This is a genomic window from Treponema sp. OMZ 305 (assembly GCF_024181325.1).
In the GTDB taxonomy this organism is placed as follows: Bacteria; Spirochaetota; Spirochaetia; order Treponematales; family Treponemataceae; genus Treponema.
This window is the reverse complement of record NZ_CP051300.1, coordinates 1,798,228-1,820,190: the sequence shown is the minus strand read 5'-3', so window position 1 is coordinate 1,820,190 and position 21,963 is coordinate 1,798,228. Positions and strand designations below refer to the sequence as shown.

Sequence of the window (21,963 nt, the reverse complement as noted above, 5' to 3'; positions counted from 1 at the left end):
TTGTACTAATTCCCTCAGCCTATAGTCCGAAGAGGCGGGCATAAGCGGCGAGTTGGGGCGGCATATCATGCGATAAGACTTTTTTCGCAAGCACCTTACCGAGCTGGACACCTTCTTGATCGAAGCTGTTGACATTCCAGATAAAGCCTTGGAACATAACCTTGTTTTCGTAATGAGCAAGCAGTGCGCCGAGCGCTTCCGGCGTAAGCGCCTTTCCGTGGATAAGACTCGACGGGCGCCCTCCGGCAAAGCTCTTATTCGCATTATCATCCTGTTTGCCGCATGCAAAGGCGGTAATCTGCGCGACAACATTGGCAAGCAGCTTTTGCTGGCTGGTAGAGCCTTCCACGGTAATGTCTTTCCCGTATTGACTTTCTTCAAACCCGATAAACTGGAGCGGCACGATATCGGTGCCTTGGTGCAGCAGCTGATAGAACGAGTGCTGCCCGTTGGTGCCCGGTTCCCCAAAGATAACCGGTCCTGTTTTATAGTGAACCGGTTTGCCGAAGCGGTTCACCGATTTTCCGTTGGATTCCATATCCAGCTGCTGCAGATGAGCTGGAAAGCGGGAAAGCGCTTGGCTGTAGGGCAGAATGGCGGTGCTGCCGTAGCCGAGAATATTCCGTTCATAGACACCGATGAGCGCATCCATAAGCGCGGCATTTCCGGTATGGCTCGGTTCGAGGGCTTGCTTATCCGCAGCGGCGGCTCCGGCAAGGAGGGCGTCAAAGGTATCCGCCCCGAATGCCAGCGAAAGCACCGCACCTCCGCATGCAGAGGTGGAAGAGTACCGCCCGCCGATAAAGTCATCCATATAGAAGGATGCAAGGTAGGATGGATTATTGGCAAGCGGACTGCTTTCGCTTGTTACGGCAACCATTTGCTTTGCAGGGTTTAGTCCCGCCTCCTGCAAAAATTGCCCGACGAAGCGTTCGTTGGTAAGCGTTTCGAGCGTGGTGCCGCTCTTTGAAACCAAGATAAACAGCGTCGTTGACAAGTCTAAAGCGGAAAGTACCGCCGCCGCATCGTCAGGGTCTACATTCGATATAAAGTGAGCGCGAAGCTTGAGCTTATTATGCCGCTCTCCCCATGCTTTAAGCGCAAGGTACAACGCGCGCGGCCCAAGGTCTGAACCGCCGATACCGATCTGCACGACATCGGTGAAGGGCTTGCCGGATGGAGCGGTGATGGAACCGTTCCTGACCGCTTCTGAAAACTCACGCACCTTTTCCTGCTGCTCAAGATAAAAGGTTCGCATATTTTTACCATTATAGATAACATCGCCGCCAAGCTGTCCGCGCGTAAGATGATGCAGGACTTTCCGGTGTTCTCCGGTGTTGACTTCTTCGCCTGAAAGGAGCATCTCATACTTCAACTTTACTTGCTGTTCGTTCGCAAGCACGCCAAGCATGGTGAGGATCGTTTCGTCCACTTGTTTTGCAGCATAATTGTAGTGCATACCGGCCGCCATCGGTATGGAATATTGTTCGATTCGGTATGCGCCGCTGTCTCCTTTCATCAATTGCGTGATGTTCGGTATTGCTGCTTCCTGCAAATCGCGAAACAGGGAACATGCATCTAAGTTTTTCCACATAATCGTCTCCTTTATAGCCGTTTCCTACAGGTGGTAATCTCTAAAAACTACAGCTTGTAGAGATGCCTCAATAAAACGCCGGTGCACGGAAGATTGATTTTCAGCGATATAGTAGGAAGAAATTTACTGCGTATTCTTCGGTATCGATGTACCGTCATGGGCAAGGTGCTTTTCTTTTTCAAAATGAATGAGCGTAAAGAATAATATCCCCACCAGTGAAAGTCCGATGAGCGTTACCAGCGCCATAAGTCCTTGTGAAATAACCGCAAGCGTTACGAATATATCTATAATGATCTGTAAAATCATCACAGTAACCAATGCCCCTCGCGGCGAATAACCGATAAGCATCAGCTTATGATGAAGGTGCAGCCTATCACCTTCCCGTATCGGTTTTTTATCCCGTATCCGTCGCCAAATTGCAGCGATCATATCGAAAATAGGCAGCATCATAAAAATAATTGCAAAAGGGAGTGCTGCAGTTTCATATCCGTCGTTTCTGGGTACCAGCGGGAGTATTGCAAGCACAAAGCCGAGGAATTGAGACCCCGCATCGCCCATAAATATCTTCGCTTTAGGACGGGAAAGATTAAAAAATAAAAAACCTATAATCGCAGCGGCCAATATGATGCAGGTATAAATCATAGAAAAATGGGGAGATGAGTCTTTGAAAAATAGGATAATATAGCTGATCAGCAATGAAACGCTCAAACAACCTACCTGTCCGTCGATGCCGTCCATCAAGTTTACGGCATTAGTAACCCCTGCAATCCAGAGTATCGTTATCGGATAAGCAAAAATACCGAAGGGGATGAAAAGGCCGATAGGGCCAAAACTGATGCGGGTAAAGCGGAAGCCGGCATACGCGACGATACCGGCGGCAATTAATTGAACAATAAGTTTATAGATAGCCCGCCAATTTTTTAAGTCATCCCAAAGCCCCATGAAGAAAATTAAGCAGCCCCCGACGATAATGGCCGTGAATTGGCGGGTTATAACGATATTGCTTGGAAATTTGAAGTAGACGATAAAGACGCTCAATGCAAAGGCAGAAAAGAAACCGACACCGCCTAGTCGCGGAATTTTCCCTGTGTGTATTTTTCTACCGCCGACGTCATCGTATAAATTGTGTCGTTTTGCAAAAAGAATCACAAGATATACAAAAAAGGCTGATATGGTACAGGGTATTAGCATTGTGAAAAGGATAAACTGCATATTTGTCAGTTGCATTAAAACCTCAACAGGAACATTATTAACTTTTTACCTGTGTTCAGAGAAGCTGCAAATCATTGGATACGCAAAACTCTGTAGCTGCTATGATAGCCGATTAAGCAGGAACATACAAGGTATCGGGAAAAGCTCAATCGGCTTGTGGCTTGCAGCAGGGTTTAATCTCCTTTGTTCGGTGTAAAGAACAGGGGATTAAACCCTCCAGCTGAATAAACAGCCCAACAGGAATTATTTATTCTTTTTTTGATCCGTATTGGAGTTGGAATTTGAAATGCCGCGCATTACTTCGTAGGCTCTGGTTCTTACCGGCGTTACATAGCTATAGTTATTTGCAATGCGCATTACCGTTTCAAACATATCCTTTTTGTTTATAATTGAGCCGGACATCTTTTCAAAGGTATTGAGTATTTCAAGTGCGAGAGAACTCGTCGGATTAACCGTATCGAATTTACGAGCAATCCAGTTAATCATATTGAATACTTCATCATTGTCATTTTTTCCGATTTCGCCGAGCGATTTTACTGCGGCTGTGATAACGGATGGTTCGTTGTCGGTGTACATGACAGTGACCAATGTATCCTTAGCTTTATCGGTTCCCATTTGCCCAAGCAACTCACATGCGCGGCGTCTTATATCCGGATAGTTATTTACGACTCTGCCATCTTCTCTTACAACGGTTGAAAGACCTTCGGTTGCTAACGTACTTAAAGCCACCTGAATGTCTTCCGATTGACGCCCCTGATTTAATGCATCTTCAATGTATTGTAAGGCAACACTCTTCGAATCGCGTCCTTCAGCGGCAACCATTTCCTTAATCATAACGCCTTCAATTGAATTGAGGTATGCCTGTTCGACGGTAATCATACTGTCGGGCTCACTGCCCTTATCATTTTTCTTTGCAGCGTCTTTATTTTGTGCGCAGATAAACGGAGCTGTAAGCAGTCCTAAAGCCAGTGATAGTATCAATAATTTGTGCCGCATGGTAACGACCCCCTTCCTTTGTTCAAAGTTGGTATTTACTGGAATACCGGCTTATTGTCAGTTATTTTTTTGCAAGTGTCAAGAGGTCGATAGTTTTAGATTTTTCAAAATACGTTTGACCTGATCGTAGTGTAAGCTTTGCTTGACAGGTGCATAACCGCAGGATATAGTTTTTAGAGATGCCCTGATATGTGTGCCGAGGAGTCAGCTCTGCAAAATTCTACAGATATATGTTCTATATGTTCCGTAACGGCGGCGTTCGATTATACTCGAACGGCCCCCTGTATTGTACGGGAAACCGCTCATTGGGCGATTGTGTATAAGCCGCCGCATCTTCCCACTGCGCCGCTTTGGGCGGATGAACGCAATACGCTGGTATATTGGTTTTTGCACCGCGCTAAGGCAAAGGGGAATGCCCCGTCCGATGATAACCAAACCGATGCACTCGTTAATGCTGCGCAGAACGATGTGCAGGTTCCGCTTGCCGAGGTGCAGGTACGCGGTAAAAAGGCGATCGAGGCAGGACTGCTGCACCGGCTCGACACGGATACGCGGGGTCTTGTGCTTTTTGCAAAGGATCAGGCGGTATATGATTTTCTTGCTGCCCGGCAGGAAGCGGGGCGGATGATCAAAACTTATTGCGCGTTCGTAGAGCCGACTTTATCCCCTGAAATAGATAACGGGCATGGTTTCGATGTAACGGAGTTATCTGCGCTGAAAGAGTTGTCTGTCGCACAGAGGAGAATGGCTGTACAGGAGCAGATAGCTGCGCAGGAACGGATAGCCGCAAAGTTACCGCTTACGCTGGAAAGTCAATTTAGGAATTTCGGCCCCGGCGCAAAAAGGGTTGCTCCTGTTTTTTCTGCTTCACGGCATTACAAGAAAGACGGGCGGCTGTACACGACGGTCATCGAAGCGGTTGATATGCTGCCGTCCTCGATCGGTGGAAACGATACGGTAGCTCAAATTGCCTGTGAATCTTGCCCGTCTCAAACCGGTGCAGAACGTCGCCTGATTCGCGTGCGCTGCCGCCTTTCCCGCGGATATCGGCACCAAGTGCGCGCTCATCTGGCTGCAGCAGGGCTTCCGATTGTAGGCGACCCGCTGTATGCGCCGCAGGGAGCGGAAGCTGCACACAAGGCTGAAAACACAGGTGTGAGTTTGCAGCTCTATGCGGTCAGCCTTGAGTTTCCCGATCCTGAAAACCCTCAGCGGAATATACTCGTTGCGCTTCCGCCGCCAGATAAAATGAACCCGTAATCAACAGCGGCCGGTTTTCGGCATAGCTTTGCTGAAATGCCCGCTTTAATACCGCGTTAAAATCTTCGCTCGCTTCCATTACAACATCGGTCTCGTTATTGGTTTTGTTCCCGAAAACTTTTGTAAACGCGCCGACGGTTTTTTCTAAATTGCCCTTTTTAAACGCCCCCGGTACGGTTAAGTAGAGATAAGAAATTTTATCGGCGAAAATCGGCGCAAAATCGGCGGGGTGTTTGTCTGCGGCGCAGGCAAACACCAGTATCGGCTTGGTCTTCGGTGGTGCGTCGGGTATGGACTGAGTATCAGAGTATGCGGGTATAGTGCCGGATACGGGCAGGGTACCGGAGTATGCGATTGAAGGGGCAGCATGAATTGCTGAGCGGCCGGAATGTACGGATGTACTGTCGTTATAGGGAATCGAAGCGCCGGATCCGTTGTTGAGGAGAGAAAAAAACGTGTCTGCGCAAGTCCGTATGCTGTTATGCGTATGTGCGCCATCGAGGACAATTAAAGGCTTGGTACTTAAAAGCTGGAATCGCGCGGGGAGCCATGCCTTTGAAAGCCCGCTTTCGATTAAGTCTTCCGGTGCGTCGGGAAAGCGGTATTTAAAAGCGGCGGCGGCGAGGGCAGCGTTCTCCGCCTGTACGGGCGTAAAAAGCGGGAGTATGGTGTGCAGCGGACGCTTAAAGAGCGCCCCTACCGGATGCGCGGCGGAAAAGCGGATGGTAACTTCGCGGCCATGCGGTGTGAGCCGGTGTTCAATCGTTTCGATAAAATCGGGTAGATAAAAAAACGGAGCATTGAGTGCCGCCGCCCGTTCTTTGAATACTTCAAGCGCGGAAGGTTGCTGAAGTGAGCAAAAAACGGGACACCATGCTTTAATGATGCCCGCTTTTTCCGCCGCGATGAGCGGTATGGTATGGCCGAGATATTCGCAGTGCTCAAGCTCGATCGGCGTCAGCACGGTTAGTTCCGGCTGTACGATATTGGTAGCGTCAAGCCTGCCCCCCATGCCGGTTTCAAACACCGCCCAGTCGAGTTTCTCTTGTCGGAACAGCACAAAGGCAGTCAGCGTTACCAGTTCAAACCAGCTCGGTTGCGGCTCGCTCTCTTGTCCGATATGCGGCGCGGTACCTTGCCGTATGGCACGGAACACTTCATGATAGGCTGAATCACTGAAAAAACGGCCGTTTTCCGTTATCCGCTCGCGGAAGTCGTTTACATGGGGAGACGTGTAGAGGCCTGTCCTATAACCGGCTTCGGTGAGCAAGGCTGAAAACATCGCCGCAACGGAACCCTTTCCCTTTGAACCGGCAATGTGTACAGTTTTATACGCTGTTTGCGGGTTGGAAAAAAGCGCTGCATAGTGTCTGATAACCTCGAGCGAAAAGGTCTTTTTATGCGGCCGTTTTTCAAAGTTGATAAAACCGTCAAGCCATCGGTAAAAATCGTTCAGATTTTCTTGATGGGCTATGGGTATTGAATTAGTATCATACGCTTCGTTCATTAGGATTGTTGTCGTTTTTCATGCTCCAAAAGTAAGGTTTTGGAGGGAATGTCGCATAGTTCAGACGGTCCGAAATATTGAATAGGACCGGGGAAAATATAGGCAGTTTCTACCGCCCACCGTTCCCGCTGCGCCGCAAAGGTTTTAAACGGCTTACCGTTCAAATCGATAACCGTCTTTTTGATAACCGGCTTCTTCTCTCCCGAGCGCAATTCCATATCCATCAGTTTGGTTAACGGAATGCCACAGGGTTTCCATTCGATGGGCGGCGCTGTGAGGTTGTATACCGATGCTATATAGCCGGTCAGTCCGTTCGCAATCAGCAAAAAGATTGTTCTGCCAAGGGCATAGCAATAATCCGCATCAAAGTTTGAAGGGAATTCCGCCCGCCCTTCATATCCAAAGAAATGAGCCTGTGCACTGAACTTCCCTGTATAGGTTCCTTCTTTTTTCAACTCGGCAAGCCGGTTTTTTACTAAGCCGATCAGCAGGTGCTCTGTTTCTATCCGCGACACTTGCAGATTGCCGTGCGGGTCTCGATCCGTTAAAAATTCCGCGGCAATGTCCTCCGGCATCGAGGCAAACAAGGCGGCTGATTCGGGATTAATGTGTTGCTCTACCCACGCTTTTTGTTGTTTAAAAGTTTCAAGTGTGTTAAATGCATCGGGGTATTGCGCCATCGCTGCGTTGAGTTCTTTGATGAGCTGCTTCATCTCGGGGATAAATTCGATAACTCCTTCGGGAATAAGCACGACACCGAAGTTCTCCTTACGGTTTGCACGCTTTACCACTGCATCGGCGATTATATCGGTGATCTGTTTGAGGGTCATTTTTTTTTCGGCAACTTCTTCGGAAATCAGGCAGATATTCGGCTGGGTACGGAGCGCACATTCCAGAGCGATGTGGCTGGCAAATCGACCCATCAGTTTGATAAAGTGCCAGTATTTCTTTGCCGAATTTGCGTCGCGGGCGATGTTGCCGATAAGATCGGAATATATCTTGGTTGCCGTGTCAAACCCGAAAGAAGTTTCCAGCATATCGTACTTTAAGTCGCCATCGATGGTTTTAGGAACGCCGATAATCTGCGTTGCAATGCCGTGTTGCAAAAAATATTCTGATAATATGGCTGCATTTGTGTTTGAATCATCGCCGCCGATGATAACCACTGCATCAAGCTCCATCCGCTTTACCGTTGCTATCACTCCGGCAACTTGCTCGGGTGTTTCGATTTTTGCACGCCCCGAACCGATCATATCAAAGCCGCCTGTGTTCCGGTATCGATCGACAATCTCTCCGGATATTTCGATAGCGTTTCCGATAATCAATCCTTCCGGCCCACCTAAAAAACCGAATAACTTGGAGCCGGGGTTTGCCTTTTTTAGACCGTCGTATAAGCCTGCTATGACGTTATGTCCACCCGGCGCTTGTCCACCCGATAAAATTGTTCCGACCCGGAGCGGTTTTTTGTCGATGTGCGCTGTTCCTTTGACAAAATGAATAACCGGCTTGCCATACGTGTGCGGAAACAGCGGTTTTATCTCCTCTGCATGTGCCATGGATGTTGTCGCTTGTCCTTTTTGCATTGCAATCGATTCAATCGGTTCCTCGAGAATAGCGGGGAAACGCGGCGTATATGTATACCGCGCTTTGTGTAACTGAGATACGGTCATAATAAGCCTCCCTGTCTTAGCAATTTTTATCTAATTTTGACAATAGCAGCCGATAAATGTTTTCCGCTTGCTTATTAAAACAAACATGGTAGACAGTCATATTACTTTTTGTTTCCATTAAGTAGGCATAAACGGTAGAAAGAGCAATTGCTGCTGCTTCCTCCATAGGATAGCCGTATACGCCTGCACTAATACAGGGAAACGCAATTGTTTTACAGTGAAAGTCTGCGGCTAGGATGAGCGAGTTGCGGTAGCAGCTTGCAAGCAGCTCCGGCTCCCCGTGCTTACCGTCTTGATATATCGGCCCGGGGGTATGGATAACGTATTCTGCAGGGAGCTGATACCCGCGCGTAATTTTTGCCTGTCCTGTTTTACACCCTTTGAGCGCACGGCATTCTTCCAATAATTCGGATCCGGCAGCACGGTGGATAGCTCCGTCAACGCCCCCACCGCCGAGCAGGGATGTATTTGCCGCATTGACGATTACATCTACTTTAAGTGTAGTTATATCGGCGCAGATGATTTTGATATCCATAACTTCCTATATTTTTATTTATACCATCGATTACCGAATCCGGTATATTTTTTGAATTAAAAAACCGGCAGCCTATACCTCATCGTTTGTATGATAAGAAAAGCTGAGGGGGCGGCTGCCGGTAAAATATTTTAATGAATCATTCCCATCCTATATCGACTGTTACGTCACCAGTCGGCTTAGGATCATCAGGTTTAGGATCATCAGGTTTAGGATTATCGGGCTTAGGATTATCAGGCAACGGGGTATTGCTTACCGATGTATTTGATTCACTAGTGTTCGAAGGATCCGAACCGACATTTGCTTCACTCGTACTCAAACTTGAACTTCTTGTTGCAACCGCGACAGGTACGGATACCGTACCGGTATTGCTGATTGACGTCCATTCCCCGCCTGCTACAATCTGCGGGATACCAACGCCGGATTCCGCTTCAAGCAGTACAGCGCCGTGATCTACAAGTAAGTTTTGCCCATCAAATTCAAATCCGGTACCGCGGACGGAAGCGGTCGCAGTCGGACTTTTGACCTTAAATTCCGCTTTTTCACCTTCACGCGGTGTAACCTCAGCCTTAACACGTCCTGCCATCAAAAACATCTGAGTCTTTGTTGTTCCTTCGGATTTTACCAGCTCTTCAATGGTTAAGCGGGTAACGGGCTTTACTGTTAGTGTTGCCGATTCAGTTTTAAGAATGGCGGTACTCTTAAAACCGGTAGAGATAAAAGAACCTGCGGGTAAAACATCACCTGTTTTTGCGGTTTTCCAATCTTTTCCGGGGAGTTTACATTCAACCTTCCCCGCAACTTCCGTGATTGTTGCTGTCAGAGTAGCTGCTGCCGAGAGCGAGAAAACTCCCGCTATGCAGAGTATTAAAATTCCTAAAGATTTTTTCATGGTAACCCTCCTAAAAAATTATCTTTTATAGATGAACTGTAAATGCGAATTTCGTTAACCATTGTAAATTATATCCCATAATGATCTTTTTATTGGGTACGAATATACTGCCGACGAATGATGCATCAAAATCATCATAAAACTGATAGGCGAGTTTCGCCGATAATTCGGAACCGACATAAGCCGACGTTTTCTTGATATTCGGAGAAGTCAGCGCTATGTATGATACTTCCGTTAAAAGCCCCCGAACAGGACGAACGCTTGCCGTAAGTCCTGCCGTAAGTATATCGCTGAATCGACCTACCGTCGTATCGGCAATGACGGTTTGCTTTATGTCTGTAATCGGTATAAATGATCGCATTGCTCCCGTACCGTCATAGTCGCCTGCTGCCCAGTCGAGCTTACCGGTTATCGTAAAATAGCGCCAATCGGGGTTGAAGTATTGCACGGAAAGACCTGATGCGAGAGAGTAAAATAATTGCGTATCTTCACCGAATTGAACTGCTGCCCAGTATCTCCAGCTGACATTCCGACCTATCCGTCCGTGAATATACGGTATAAAATACTGCGTATGAGTCCTTCCGGTTTGCTTGAGTAAATCGAATTGCGCCAACATATCGAAACCGAATGTATGCGAAGGAATGAGTCCTTGGAAAGCGGTTGAAAGAAGCAAGAACAACCGCTGCGGAGCAAGTGCCTTTTCCTTATTGCTCAAACGTTCAATATCATCTTTATCTATCCTTATTTTCGCATCGGTTTTATAGGTTAAGCCCGTATAGCCGAGTGCGAAAGCAATATCAGCGTTCTTGATTGTAAGACCGACTTTTGCCCCGTCAAATAAACCGCGCAGAATTTTATTTGAATACTCGTTGAATGAGGTCCGTCCGAGCGCCCATTGGATGCCAATCGTATTGAAAGCCGTATTGCCCGACCAATCCGTTCTTTTCAGTCTAAATGCTTGGGTAAGCGGAAGTAACTGAACCGCTCCCTTAGGCTTAATCGGGAAAGTACCTGAAAACCGTGCCTCGCCGGAAATATATATCGATGAAAAATCTCCCACAGGGAATTCAATGAATGCTTCCGCGGCATTTGCCTGCGATATGTTAAAAGATTTATTGGTGCCGTTTAAGTCGGTACTATTTGAAAGGTTGAATCCGAAGTTCAATGCAGCGGCATACATTGTCATACCGCCCGCGATAATGAGAAAGGTTAGTATACGTTTCATTATTCACCGCCTTGTACCATACCGACGCGGCCGAGTATTTGCAGCATTGATGCTCCTGTCATAGAAGCGTCGGGATTGTTTTTGCCTTGGATAACTGCGAGGTACCGCAGATCACGATATGCATATCGAGGGCAGGGGTAGATACGGTACATCATACCGCCTTTTACATCGAAGGCCTTCATCAATAAAAAGGCATAGGTCTTGACCGGTATCACATCTTCCGCCGTAACCGAATCCCGTATCAAATTTTGATTTTCGCTTTTGAATCGCTCAAAAGCTGTTTCAAAATCAAGCCCGTCGGAACCGTCATCCAAAGCTGTCTGTATCAGATAGGCAGCCTGTCCAAAGGTCGCGGCTTCGGTTTCTAAAATTTTATCGATCTTTTCAGCTGCTTGACCGAATGTTGCTGCCGCGATAAGTAACATCGCAACGGCAATATATAAAGTACGTTTCATGCTGTCCCCCCTTTTATAAAAAACAAAGTTTTTAACATCTTCCCATTGTATAACTCACGTACATATCATACTATAGATTTAATAGGGAGTAAAGAGTGAAGAAAAAAATATCTTGGCCTTCAATTGTTATACCGTGTATTATCGGATTACTGTGTGCGGGAGCTTATCTGTTTCCATTTTGGATAGGCGTTGAAAATCGACTGTATGATTTCTTTTTAGGCTTAAAGTCTGATGTTAAAGAAGATTCTTCTATTGTGCTGCTGGATATCGATGATGTGTCTATCGAAAAAGTCGGCTTATATCCGTGGCCTCGTAATACGATTGCAAAAGGCTTGGAAGCGTTGGCGCAACTCGGCGCCGAATTTGCGGTCTTCGATATTGAGTATATCGATAAAAGTCCGATGAGTGTAGATTTTACCTATTTAAACGGTACGTTAAAGTCCGAGTTTGCCGCTTCTTTTGAAGAGATTGGCGCAAATGTACAGGATATTTTTGCAGCGCTTGCCAATAACCAAATTACACTGCCGGAGGCGGGAATATACGGGAGCGAATTGGTAGATTTAATCGATCAATCGCGCGACACGCTCTACCGGCATACAAAGCAGGTTGCGATAGAGAACGATAGCTATTTAGGACAGGCAATGCGGCTGTTCGGTTCGTCGTTTATTACGGTTAATATGCAGGATGATCCTCCGAGCGATGGTTCAGAAGATTTATATGCCATTGCGAAAGAGCGGTTTGTCTATCCTAAGCTGAAAGTGAATGCTTCCTTATCGGACGGTCGGCACAGCGCTTTAGTACCGATACCGGAAATCAGCCGTATGGCGGCGGGTGCAGGGTTTACCAATGTGCATATCGACAGCGACGGCGTGAGGCGGCGTATCCGGTTGACAGATAATATCGGCGGTACGGTGTTTATGCAGCTTGCCTTTTCTCCGCTGTTGCGGAAACTGGGTTCTCCCGAAGTTGTCATCGATAAAAACCTCGTTACGTTGATCGGCGCCGTGTATGACGGTAAAGAAGAAAATATTTCAATACCGCTTGATTCAAGCGGTATGATGTTGATTCGATGGCCGAAAAAAAACTATCAAAACAGCTTTACTCATGTTCCTTTCTATCTGCTGATCGATTATGCCGAAAGCGGAGAAAAAACGGCAAGCAGTTTACGCCTGTTACGGGCAAATCAAGGATGGAACCTCGGCCCCGGCTACGCGCCGATCGATACATGTATGCAGCTATGGGATGAAAGCGAAGAACTACGCCGTACTGCCTTGGAATCGGGGTCTGTGCAGGATAAGGAAGCTTGGCTTACTGCTGTGCAGACCTATTGGGATACGGTAAAAAGCTTTTTTGAAACAGACTACGGTACGTCGGTAGCGCTTTTGTTCGACGAGGCAAAACAGGCAGGGAATCCTGAAGATGCGGAACTTTACGATCAGGTAAAAGCCGATTTTGGAACGCTCTATGCAAACGCCGCCACATCGTATAACCGGCATACGGAGCTTGAAACGACGCTTGCCGGTAAACTTAAAGATGCTTTTTGTATTATTGGGTGGTCAAGTACCGGTACAACCGATATCGGTGTTAACCCGTTTCACAGCGAATATGTGAATGTCGGTACGCACGCTGCGGTCGCCAATACTATTTTGCAGCGTGATTTCTTACAGCAAGCGCCGGTTTGGGTGTCGGCTCTGCTCGCGATTGCGTTTTCTTTCGGTATTATTGTGGTTATCCGCCGGTTCAGCACCCTTGTTCAGATTATTGCAGGAGTTGTGCTGTCCCTCGTCGTGCTGATGGTGAATCAACTCATATTCCACTTTACCGGTATTTATATCTTTATTATCTCACCGGTACTGGCACTCTTCGTATCGTTCTTAACCTATTCGATGGTGTCGTTCATCATCAGTGAGCGCGAAAAGAGCTTTCTCCGCAAAGCATTCGGCACATACCTTTCCGGCGATGTTATCAATGAGATGATAGAAGATCCTTCTATGCTGAAGCTCGGCGGGCAGAAAAAATGGATTACCGCAATGTTTACCGATGTTAAGGGCTTTTCTACAATAAGTGAAGCGCTCGATGCCGAACAACTGGTTAAGCTGCTGAATATCTACCTTTCCGGTATGAGTGATATTATCTTAGAGCAGCGCGGCACTATCGATAAATACGAAGGGGACGCCATTATATCGTTCTTCGGCGCTCCGGTAGATTATAAAGAACATGCCCGCCTCGCCTGTCATGCCGCAGTGCTGATGCACCGTAAAGAGGTTGAACTGAACGAGCTTTTTATGCGCGAGGGGATGAGCCCTAATCCGCTTTTAACCCGCATCGGGATTAACACCGGTGATATGGTTGTCGGGAACATGGGTACCGAACGGAAGATGGACTATACGATTATGGGTAACGCCGTCAACCTTGCCGCCCGTTTGGAAGGCGTAAATAAACAGTACGGTTCATGGCTTTTGATTTCCGATATGACGAAAAACGAAATCGGCGACGAGTTTATTACCCGCCGGTTTGACCGTGTGCGCGTTGTCGGTATCAATACACCAGTGCAGTTATGGGAGCTGGTTGAATTGAAGGGGGCTGTCGATTCGGCAACGCTCGACTTTTTACGCCGTTTTGAAGAGGCTCATTGTGTGTTTGACCGGCGGGATTGGAAAGAAGCAGCTCGCCTTTTTAAAGCGCTCCGCGAAGAGCGGCCGGATGATGGTCCCTCTGATGCCTATCTGCGTAAATGCGAGGCCTTTATCCAAAAACCTCCTGCGGACAACTGGGACGGTGTATTCAGCCTTACGCAAAAATAGGATAGAAAGGTAATCGTATCAGCGAGTAAATCAAATATCGCAGAATAAAGAGGCGGGGCTGTTTAAAAACCGTCTGATGCGGTTGCCGCGATATTAATAACCGTGTCGGCGATATTCAGCGTTGACTTACGGTGCGAAACAAGCACAACCGTCTTTCCGGCGCCGGATTCCTTCAGCGATTTAAGGATGATTCGTTCATTAAGGGCATCCAGATTGCTGGTAGGTTCGTCGAGAAGGAGTAGGGGAGCGTCGTGCAAAAATGCACGGGCAAGTCCGATACGCTGTTTTTCTCCGCCCGATAGGGTGTCGCCGAGTTCCCCGACCGGCGTATTATAGCCGTCTGGAAGGGTGATAATAAAGTCGTGGATCGATGCTTTTTGTGCCGCTGCGATAACTGCTTTCTCCGGCGCATCCAACTTGCCGATTTTGATATTGTCTGCAATGGTACCTTTGAAGAGCTGACTTTCCTGCGTAACGCAGGATTCCATCGCCCGCAATGCTCCGGTCGGGATGGTTTTTATGTCCTCGCCTGAGATGCGTATCGCACCTTTTTGCACTTCCCAAAACCGCATCAAAAGTTTAAGCAGGGTAGACTTGCCCGATCCGCTTGCGCCGTGTATGCCGGTAATGCTGTTTTTTTGAATGACGGCGCTGTAATCGTGCAATATCTCTTCGTTGCCGTAGCTGAAATCGATGTGATCTGCCGCCGCTCCTTCAAATGAGCGCGGTTTGCCGTCGGCGGGGATTTCTTCTACGAGCGGCTGTTCTTCCAACAGACTGAGAATACGGTCGCCGCTTGCGAGCGTTTGATGTAAATTGTTGGAAAGCTGCGCGAGGGCAAGCACGGGGCCGAAAGAGGCGCTCATGCCGAGTGTTATTCCTACGGCGGCGGCAAAGTCGATGCTTCCCTGCCGGAAGAGCACAATAGAAAGAAAAAGCTGTGCAAAGGTAAAAAAGAGAATAGCCGTATTCGTTGCAATACGCTGCCGTGCTTCCTGTACGCTTAAATATTCCCCGTTTTGCCCGAGATTATCCGACCGCTGCCGCAGCTCGGTTCGAATACGTTCCCCTGCCCCGTATTGGATAATTTCTTCCAAGCCGCGCAGGGACTCAAGGACAAAGCTATTCAAATTTCCGAACTCGGTCCTAAAGGCAAGTCCCTGTTCGCTTGTCCGCTTGCCGTTGCGCAGCGGAATAATCACACCGATTGTAATATATCCTGCGAGTGCGACCGGTACTGCGATGAGGCTGCGGCTGCCGAGAAAGATCAGCATACAAAGGGATGTTACTGCTGCAATAATGATGGGGGAGATGGTATGTGCATAGAACACCTCCAACAGCTCGATGTCGGTAGTAATCAGGGAAATCAAATTCCCCTTGTCTTTGCCTTCAAGTTTCGCAGGCGCGAGTTTCCGTAATACGCTGAATACCTTATGCCGGATAATGGCCAAAAGCTTAAACGCAATATAGTGATTGCAGTATTGCTCTCCGTAGCGGAGCGCTCCCCGCAGAATCGCAAGGATGATCAATATCATCACGATGTGCTTCAGATTGAGTCCCAAGAGGGGCGTTCCGGCTGATATATGGGTAGGGAGCGCCGCGATAATTGCTTCGCCGCCGAGGATCGTGATAAAGATCGCGCATAAAAATCCGAGCACTCCTGCGGTAATTGCCAGCAGCATAACGGGAAGGAGTGGACGGACAAGGGTAATCAGCGAGTCCATTATGGTAAGGGCGCTTCTGCGTTTTGATGTATTCATTTATCGCTCCTCCTGCACTGCTTGAGTATGGGCGGTGCCGCCATACCGTTCCAGCTCCGACTGGCTTTTGTACAACGCGCAATAGCGGCCGTTTAAGGACATCAATTCGCTGTGGGTACCTTTTTCTGTAATCCGCCCGTGTTCCATAAAGTAGATGCAGTCGGTGTCTACGCTGTTTGCTAACCGGTGCGAAATAAGCAGCACCGTCTTGGTCTGTTTCAGTTCATGGATAATCTGTAATATCCGCTCTTCGCTTTCGATATCGATATTGGAAGTTGCTTCGTCAAAAATATAGACGGGGCTGTCGAAAAGGAGGGCGCGTGCCAATGCAAGCCTCTGCCGTTGCCCGCCGGAAAAATTCATACCGCCTTCCTGCAGCTCGGTATCTAAGCCTTTTTGCGTATCTAAGAAATCAGCGAGGTTTACTTTTTTGAGCGCGGCAGCCATTTCTTCAGCCGAGGCGTTCGGCTTTGCAATCCGCAAATTATCCCTGACGGTTCCCTTAAAAAGATACGCATTGTGTTTTACGACTGTAATATGCTGCATGATATGGCGTTCATCGATGGTTTTCAGTTCGTCTTGGCCGAATAAGATGCGCCCCGTATAGTTTTTATGTTTACCGGAAAGGAGCGCCGCAATCGTGCTCTTGCCGCATCCGGATTCCCCTGCAAGGGCAATAAAGGAACCGTGCGGAATGGTAAGGTTGATGTCTGTAAGGATTGCCCGTTGTCCGGTATAAGAGAACGAGATGTCTTGGACGCTGATGCCGACGGCGCTGTCGATGGCGCCGTGCGCTTCCGCAGGTTCGGGTAAATCGAGAATATAAAAAAGTTTATCAGAGGCGGCCATTCCGTTCATCGCAATATGGAAAAAAGAGCCGAGCAATCTGAGGGGAATAAAAAACTCCGCCGACAAGAGGATAATGCTGAATGCCGCCGCAATCGAAATATCCCCTGCGGCAAATTGATATGCTGCGGTGATGATACCGGCAGCAGCTCCCCCGTAGGCAATTACATCCATCACGGTAATGGAGTTAAGCTGCATACTGAGCACCTTCATTGTAATGCGTCGGAAGTGTTCCGCTTCTCTGTCCATCTCCTCGGCTTTTGCCTCATCCGCCTGATATATTTTCAGCGTTGTCAGTCCCTGAAGGTTTTCCAAAAACCTGTCGCCGAGTCCTGCATAAGCGCCCCAGTATTTACTGAGCAGCCGCTTGGCGATTTTTTGTACGGCAACAATGGAAATCGGTATGAGGGGAACGCAGCCGAGGAGAATGACCACCGCCTTAAAACTGACCGGCGCCAATACCGCAAAAAGGGTGAGCGGCGCAAGGAGACTGTAAAAAAACTGAGGCAGGTATCTACCGAAATATATTTCAAGCTGTTCGATCCCGTCAGAGGCGAGCTGTACTACTTCCGAAGTAGCGATGCTATCCCGATAGGCGGCGCCGAGTTTCAGCAGTTTCGCGTAAAGGGCATCCCGCAAGGTTGTTTTAACATCTCGTCCGGCAAGAAAGGCGTAGCGGGTTGCATATTTTGTTGCAACAGCCCGCACTGCAAGCGCCGCAACAAAAACAGCGCCAGCCGTTATCATCTCTTTTGAGGTAATCGTACCATTGAATAAGGATTCCAAAAGACGCCCGATAAAAAACACCGCCGCAATCTGTGAAACAAGGGCGATCCACTGCCACAAAACATTTAAATAAATGTAGCGCTTCGAGTGTGCTAAAAACGTAATTAATCTTTTCTTTATCATAAATGGATGGGAAATATATTATCACGCTGGGGAAAAATCGGCAAGCTTCGGGTAACAACTCCGGCTTGTTGATTAAAAAAGGAGCTGTCCAAAAAGTGGCTCACTTTTCAGACATCCCCTTTATCTCAAAAAACTGTGTAAGAGTATTCAGCAAGCCGGGTAGACCGGCGGATGCGGCATTTTATTGCTTTTGAACGTCCTCGCAGATATTTGCTTCCGTTTCGTTATCGAAGAAGCGCGCTTTTTCCATATTCGGAACAAAGTGAAGCGATTCACCGATTCCCGCTTCGACCGCGTTGAATGTACGAGCGATAATCTGCTGGTTATTTGAAGCCAGATAGAGGTGTGTTTCCGCCCCGAGCGGTTCTTTAACGGTTATCTTGAGTGTCATGCTGTTTTTAGCAGTGTCACTTTCGGCAACAAGTTGTAAATCTTCCGGCCGAATACCAAAGAATACATTTTTGCCGACGTACTTCTTTAAGTATTTTTGCTGATCTTCGGTAGGTGTCAATACAAAGGTGCCTTCGTCGATAGCGATGCCGCCGTCTTTTTCTATGACTTTAACGTTTAAGAAGTTCATGGGCGGCGAGCCGATAAAGCCTGCTACGAATTTATTCACGGGATGGTTGTAGAGATAGAGCGGCGAGCCGATTTGCTGTACCTTTCCGTCTTTCATAACAACGATTTTGTCACCCATGGTCATCGCTTCAACCTGATCGTGCGTAACGTAAATCATCGTGGCTTTTAAGCGGTTATGCAAGTCGGAAATCTCGGCGCGCATCTGAACACGGAGCTTTGCATCGAGGTTGGACAACGGTTCGTCAAATAAGAATACCTTGGGGTTACGGACAATAGCGCGTCCTACTGCGACACGCTGACGCTGTCCGCCTGAAAGTGCCTTGGGTTTACGGTCGAGCAGTTTTTCAATGTCGAGAATGCGGGCGGCTTCGTGTACGCGGCGTTCAATTTCCTGTTTATCGACTTTGCGTATCTTTAATCCGAATGCCATGTTGTCATAGACAGTCATGTGCGGATACAGCGCATAGTTTTGGAAAACCATTGCGATGTTACGATCTTTCGGTGGGACGTCGTTCATGCGTTCGCCGTCTATGTACAAATCGCCTTCGCTGATTTCTTCAAGTCCGGCTACCATACGGAGTGTCGTCGATTTACCGCAGCCGGACGGTCCGACGAATACAACAAATTCCTGATCTTCGATAACGATATTGGCATTCTCTACTGCACGGACGTTTCCATCGTAAATTTTGCCGATACCTTTCAGTTCAACTTTTGCCATTACGGCCTCCTAAAAATTATCCTATAAAGAAAAGTATACCGTCAAATTCCGCATCTGTCAAACAAAAACATCAGGCTGTCAAGGACTAAAAATAGACGGTGTGCGGCATATTTTCAAAAGGAGCGGAGTATGCTATACTCCTCTAAGAGTATGCTTGAATTAAAACCGATTATCATAAAAGAAGAAGACGACAAGAATGATGTCTATTATACGCTGACATGGACGGCCTTAACACGTGCGGATAAATATAAGATAACGACGTCTGTTCCTGCAATTGCCGGTATGTACGAGTTGTATTATATGGATACTCACAAACGGCTTAATCTATTGGCGATTACGCATGCGTGGTATGGAGGCTTGCGGAGTAATTTGCGACAAGCAATCGATCCGTACCATACGCATGACCTTGCGATGCGTGCGCTGCTTGAAGAATCCCCACTGTATTACCGATATTCCTGCTCCGATTCGTTTGGAGATCTTTTGGATACCGTATGGTTTTTGCATAATGTGTATTTTCCTGATGATGTACGGGTGGAGCATTCGCAGCGGTATCGAGAAATTTTTTTACGAGAACAAGCTCCCGATAAAATATATTGGTTGGATTAACCTATGAGTAAGCTTACAAAAAAAGAGATTGGCGCACATATTGCGCTCTTTGTTGCGGCGCTGTTTTGGGGAACGACCTTTGTCGCAATCAGCAGTACGAATGACTATTTTCCTCCCGCCTTTTTGGTCTTTATGCGGTGCGCTATCGGAGTAGGAGTGTTGATGCTGGTTTTTATCAAACGATTAAAAAACTTGTCCCGTTCCTACGTTGTCGTATGCGCCGTTCTCGGTTTCCTTATGACAATCGGTTATCTGATGCAAAATCTTTCGATTGCCGTAGGATGCCCTCCGGGGCGTTGCGGTTTTTTGGTTGCGACTTATTGCGTTATCACTCCGTTTATTGCATGGTTCGTATGGAAGAGAAAGCCGAATATCTATCACGTTATTGCAGCAGTGCTCTGTTTGGTCGGCATCGGCTTTATTTCGATGCCGGATCTTTTAAAAGCTTCCAATGTCGGCTTAAATCTCGGCGATTTTCTTGCACTGATAGGCAGTGTGGTTTTTGCTGCTTATCTTGTGTACCTTGGCCGGTATGTCGACACCATGGATCCGATTTTGCTTACGATTGGAAATCTTTTTTTCGGCGCTGTGTATGCAGGTTTATATACCTATTTTTTTGAAGACAGTACTAAAATCGTCTGGAATGGGCATTCCATCTTTGCAGCTCTTTATTTAGGTATCATTTGTATGTCTCTTACTAATATATTGCAGGCGATCGGTCAACGAGAGGTTGTTGCATCGACGGCGGCGCTCATCTTCTCCCTCGAATCGGTATTCGGTATTATCCTTGCTATTGTGTTCTGGCATGAGAAGGTTACAGTCTCGCTTTTAATCGGTTGTGTTCTCATTTTTATTGCGATTGTCATTTCCGAAACAAAGCTCGGCTTCCTCAAGAAAAAATTAAGCAGTAATGTGTTCAGGAAAATTTTCTCTCAGATAAAAGCTAAGTAATCCGATGACCGATAGAGAATGGCAGGCTTTTGCCGCCTTTAGAACCGACTTTAAAGCGTCATGTCGGCAATGGCTGAATCGTTGCGGCTATGAATATGCTGCACCGGATGAAGCTGTGTCATCTGTGCAAAAATCGGCGGGACAGGGGAGACTTCACCTGTTACAGCAGGCAGCTGCGGCAGAAAATAAAACCCCTGCCTACCCGCAAGAAACACCCATCGTGTATAATCATAGCTTGGACGAAGTACAAGCGTCAGATAGGATAAAACTGATTATTATCAGCGATAATCCGGGAAAGAATGAGCAGCTGCATAAAAATCAACGCTATCTGGTGGGGCAGGCAGGGAAGGTTGCGGAAGGCTTTTTTCGCCGCAATCCCGAACTCAACATCGATTTTAGGCGAGATGTTATCATCCTCAATAAAACCCCCGTTCATACGGCAAAGACAAAGGAGCTTAATTACCTCCTCAAGCACGGCGGCGAACAATTCCGCAGCCTTTTTGAAGAAACGCAAATATGGCTTGCCGCTCATACTGCTGCCCTGCAACGTGTACTGGGGTGTCCGCTCTGGCTAGTGGGATACGGTGAATTACGAAAAAAATCTCTTTTTACCGCTTATGCGGAAGAACTGCGGCGGCAATACGGCGGCAAGCCCGATGCGCCGGTCTATGTGTTTCAGCATTTTTCAATGAATTGCTTTGCTATCGATTTTAAAAAATTGAGTGATGTGCATCGCTCTACAGAAGAAAATCTTAAGGCAATAGGTCTGCTGCACCGTAAAGAGATACTAGGTTGGTGATAATGTCGAAAGGATATGAGGTAAGAAAAGCGGAGTCGGGGGATTTGGCGGCGGTGATGCAGGTTGAACGGCAGAGCTTTGAAGAAAATATCGTTGAGGACGAAAGTGTATTTGCCGACCGCATCGTGTATGCTGTAGATTGCAATTATGTCCTTGTTAAAACCGCTACACAGTCGGTATGCGGGTACTTTACGGCTGAACTATGGGATTCGGAAAAGATTGGAACGGACGCATTTGCCTTAGGTCATTCGGTACGCGAGCGCCATCAGCCTGCAGGGACTGCGCTGTATATCTCTTCCTTTGCGTTATTGCCGGAGGTGCGCGGACAAAGCATTGCCGAAAGTTTTTTCGCAGCTTCTATAGAACGTATTGCTGCCGTTTTTCCGCAGTTGGAACGGATTATCCTGCTTGTGCATGAAGATTGGCATAAGGCTATTAGGATTTACGAAAAACAAGGCTTTATCCGTACACAGGTTTTAGACCGGTTTGCATGGTTCGGAAACAAGCTGGCTTTTATCTACGAAAAAACGATATAAGCGGATATGTCCTTTTGTAGCGTTTTGTCGCTTTTGTATTTATCGGATACTCCAAGCCGAGGTTCGAGAGAAAATTCGCAAATATTGACTTTATCGTTCATTTCTGCTT

The 21,963-nt window shown here is 47.4% G+C and carries 18 protein-coding genes; 6 read left to right on the top strand and 12 right to left on the bottom strand.

The genetic code is table 11. From position 1 onward, the window contains the following. Nucleotides 1-19 precede the first annotated feature (19 nt). The 3 genes from ABK01_RS07980 to ABK01_RS07970 form a co-directional block, all read right to left on the bottom strand. A complete protein-coding gene (locus ABK01_RS07980) occupies nucleotides 20-1,594 on the bottom strand; it encodes a glucose-6-phosphate isomerase (RefSeq protein WP_371922005.1) in 1,575 nt (524 codons plus the stop codon). Nucleotides 1,595-1,717: 123 nt separating this feature from the next. Then, the gene (locus tag ABK01_RS07975; protein ID WP_253675255.1) at nucleotides 1,718-2,821 is read right to left on the bottom strand and encodes an MraY family glycosyltransferase; all 1,104 of its coding nucleotides are present in this window, start codon (nucleotides 2,819-2,821) and stop codon (nucleotides 1,718-1,720) included. Nucleotides 2,822-3,049: 228 nt separating this feature from the next. Beyond that, entirely contained in the window at nucleotides 3,050-3,802 is a 753-nt protein-coding gene (locus tag ABK01_RS07970; RefSeq protein WP_253675254.1) for a HEAT repeat domain-containing protein, read from the bottom strand. A 189-nt stretch (nucleotides 3,803-3,991) separates the two neighbouring features. On the opposite strand from ABK01_RS07970, the gene ABK01_RS07965 reads away from it, so the two are divergent. Beyond that, nucleotides 3,992-5,062 carry a pseudouridine synthase gene (locus tag ABK01_RS07965; protein WP_253675253.1) on the top strand — a complete coding sequence of 357 codons (1,071 nt, stop codon included), beginning with the start codon at nucleotides 3,992-3,994 and terminating at the stop codon, nucleotides 5,060-5,062. Here the strand turns inward: ABK01_RS07965 and ABK01_RS07960 are convergent. The 6 genes from ABK01_RS07960 to ABK01_RS07935 form a co-directional block, all read right to left on the bottom strand. Continuing rightward, nucleotides 4,980-6,569 (bottom strand): bifunctional folylpolyglutamate synthase/dihydrofolate synthase, encoded by a 1,590-nt coding sequence (locus ABK01_RS07960; RefSeq protein ID WP_253675252.1) that lies wholly within the window; start codon nucleotides 6,567-6,569, stop codon nucleotides 4,980-4,982. The two genes, ABK01_RS07965 and ABK01_RS07960, sit on opposite strands and share 83 nt — an antisense overlap. Next, complete coding sequence (locus ABK01_RS07955) at nucleotides 6,569-8,239, bottom strand: diphosphate--fructose-6-phosphate 1-phosphotransferase (RefSeq protein ID WP_253675251.1); 1,671 nt, start codon at nucleotides 8,237-8,239, stop codon at nucleotides 6,569-6,571. Before ABK01_RS07955 ends, ABK01_RS07960 begins: the two co-directional genes overlap by 1 nt. A gap of 16 nt (nucleotides 8,240-8,255) precedes the next feature. Then, entirely contained in the window at nucleotides 8,256-8,774 is a 519-nt protein-coding gene (locus ABK01_RS07950; RefSeq protein ID WP_212564669.1) for an O-acetyl-ADP-ribose deacetylase, read from the bottom strand. Nucleotides 8,775-8,913: 139 nt separating this feature from the next. Further along, nucleotides 8,914-9,666, bottom strand: a complete 753-nt coding sequence (locus ABK01_RS07945) for a FecR family protein (RefSeq protein WP_253675250.1) — start codon at nucleotides 9,664-9,666, stop codon at nucleotides 8,914-8,916. Between the two features lie 25 nt (nucleotides 9,667-9,691). Next, complete coding sequence (locus ABK01_RS07940; RefSeq protein WP_253675249.1) at nucleotides 9,692-10,891, bottom strand: hypothetical protein; 1,200 nt, start codon at nucleotides 10,889-10,891, stop codon at nucleotides 9,692-9,694. Next, a complete protein-coding gene (locus ABK01_RS07935; RefSeq protein WP_212564672.1) occupies nucleotides 10,891-11,346 on the bottom strand; it encodes a hypothetical protein in 456 nt (151 codons plus the stop codon). Before ABK01_RS07935 ends, ABK01_RS07940 begins: the two co-directional genes overlap by 1 nt. A gap of 95 nt (nucleotides 11,347-11,441) precedes the next feature. Here ABK01_RS07935 and ABK01_RS07930 point away from each other — a divergent pair, with 95 nt between their 5' ends. Further along, nucleotides 11,442-14,150: a CHASE2 domain-containing protein gene (locus tag ABK01_RS07930; RefSeq protein WP_253675248.1), complete on the top strand. Its 2,709-nt coding sequence runs from the start codon at nucleotides 11,442-11,444 to the stop codon at nucleotides 14,148-14,150. Nucleotides 14,151-14,212: 62 nt separating this feature from the next. On the opposite strand, the gene ABK01_RS07925 is transcribed toward ABK01_RS07930, so the two are convergent. The 3 genes from ABK01_RS07925 to ABK01_RS07915 all read right to left on the bottom strand — a co-directional run bounded on the left by ABK01_RS07925 (nucleotide 14,213) and on the right by ABK01_RS07915 (nucleotide 18,962). Then, entirely contained in the window at nucleotides 14,213-15,910 is a 1,698-nt protein-coding gene (locus tag ABK01_RS07925) for an amino acid ABC transporter ATP-binding/permease protein (protein WP_253675247.1), read from the bottom strand. Continuing rightward, a complete protein-coding gene (locus ABK01_RS07920) occupies nucleotides 15,911-17,665 on the bottom strand; it encodes an ABC transporter ATP-binding protein/permease (protein ID WP_253675246.1) in 1,755 nt (584 codons plus the stop codon). Nucleotides 17,666-17,846: 181 nt separating this feature from the next. Beyond that, nucleotides 17,847-18,962 carry an ABC transporter ATP-binding protein gene (locus tag ABK01_RS07915; RefSeq protein ID WP_212564676.1) on the bottom strand — a complete coding sequence of 372 codons (1,116 nt, stop codon included), beginning with the start codon at nucleotides 18,960-18,962 and terminating at the stop codon, nucleotides 17,847-17,849. 150 nt (nucleotides 18,963-19,112) lie between these two features. Between ABK01_RS07915 and ABK01_RS07910 the strand changes: the two genes are divergently transcribed. From ABK01_RS07910 to ABK01_RS07895, 4 genes are read left to right on the top strand one after another with little or no spacing between them, the layout of a single operon-like run. Continuing rightward, nucleotides 19,113-19,568: a hypothetical protein gene (locus ABK01_RS07910; protein ID WP_253676601.1), complete on the top strand. Its 456-nt coding sequence runs from the start codon at nucleotides 19,113-19,115 to the stop codon at nucleotides 19,566-19,568. Nucleotides 19,569-19,571: 3 nt separating this feature from the next. Then, the gene (locus tag ABK01_RS07905; protein WP_253675245.1) at nucleotides 19,572-20,519 is read left to right on the top strand and encodes a DMT family transporter; all 948 of its coding nucleotides are present in this window, start codon (nucleotides 19,572-19,574) and stop codon (nucleotides 20,517-20,519) included. Nucleotides 20,520-20,523: 4 nt separating this feature from the next. Beyond that, nucleotides 20,524-21,318: a hypothetical protein gene (locus ABK01_RS07900; RefSeq protein ID WP_253675244.1), complete on the top strand. Its 795-nt coding sequence runs from the start codon at nucleotides 20,524-20,526 to the stop codon at nucleotides 21,316-21,318. 2 nt (nucleotides 21,319-21,320) lie between these two features. Continuing rightward, on the top strand, nucleotides 21,321-21,854 hold the full coding sequence (locus ABK01_RS07895) for a GNAT family N-acetyltransferase (protein WP_253675243.1): 534 nt from the start codon (nucleotides 21,321-21,323) through the stop codon (nucleotides 21,852-21,854). The last annotated feature ends 109 nt before the right edge of the window (nucleotides 21,855-21,963 follow it).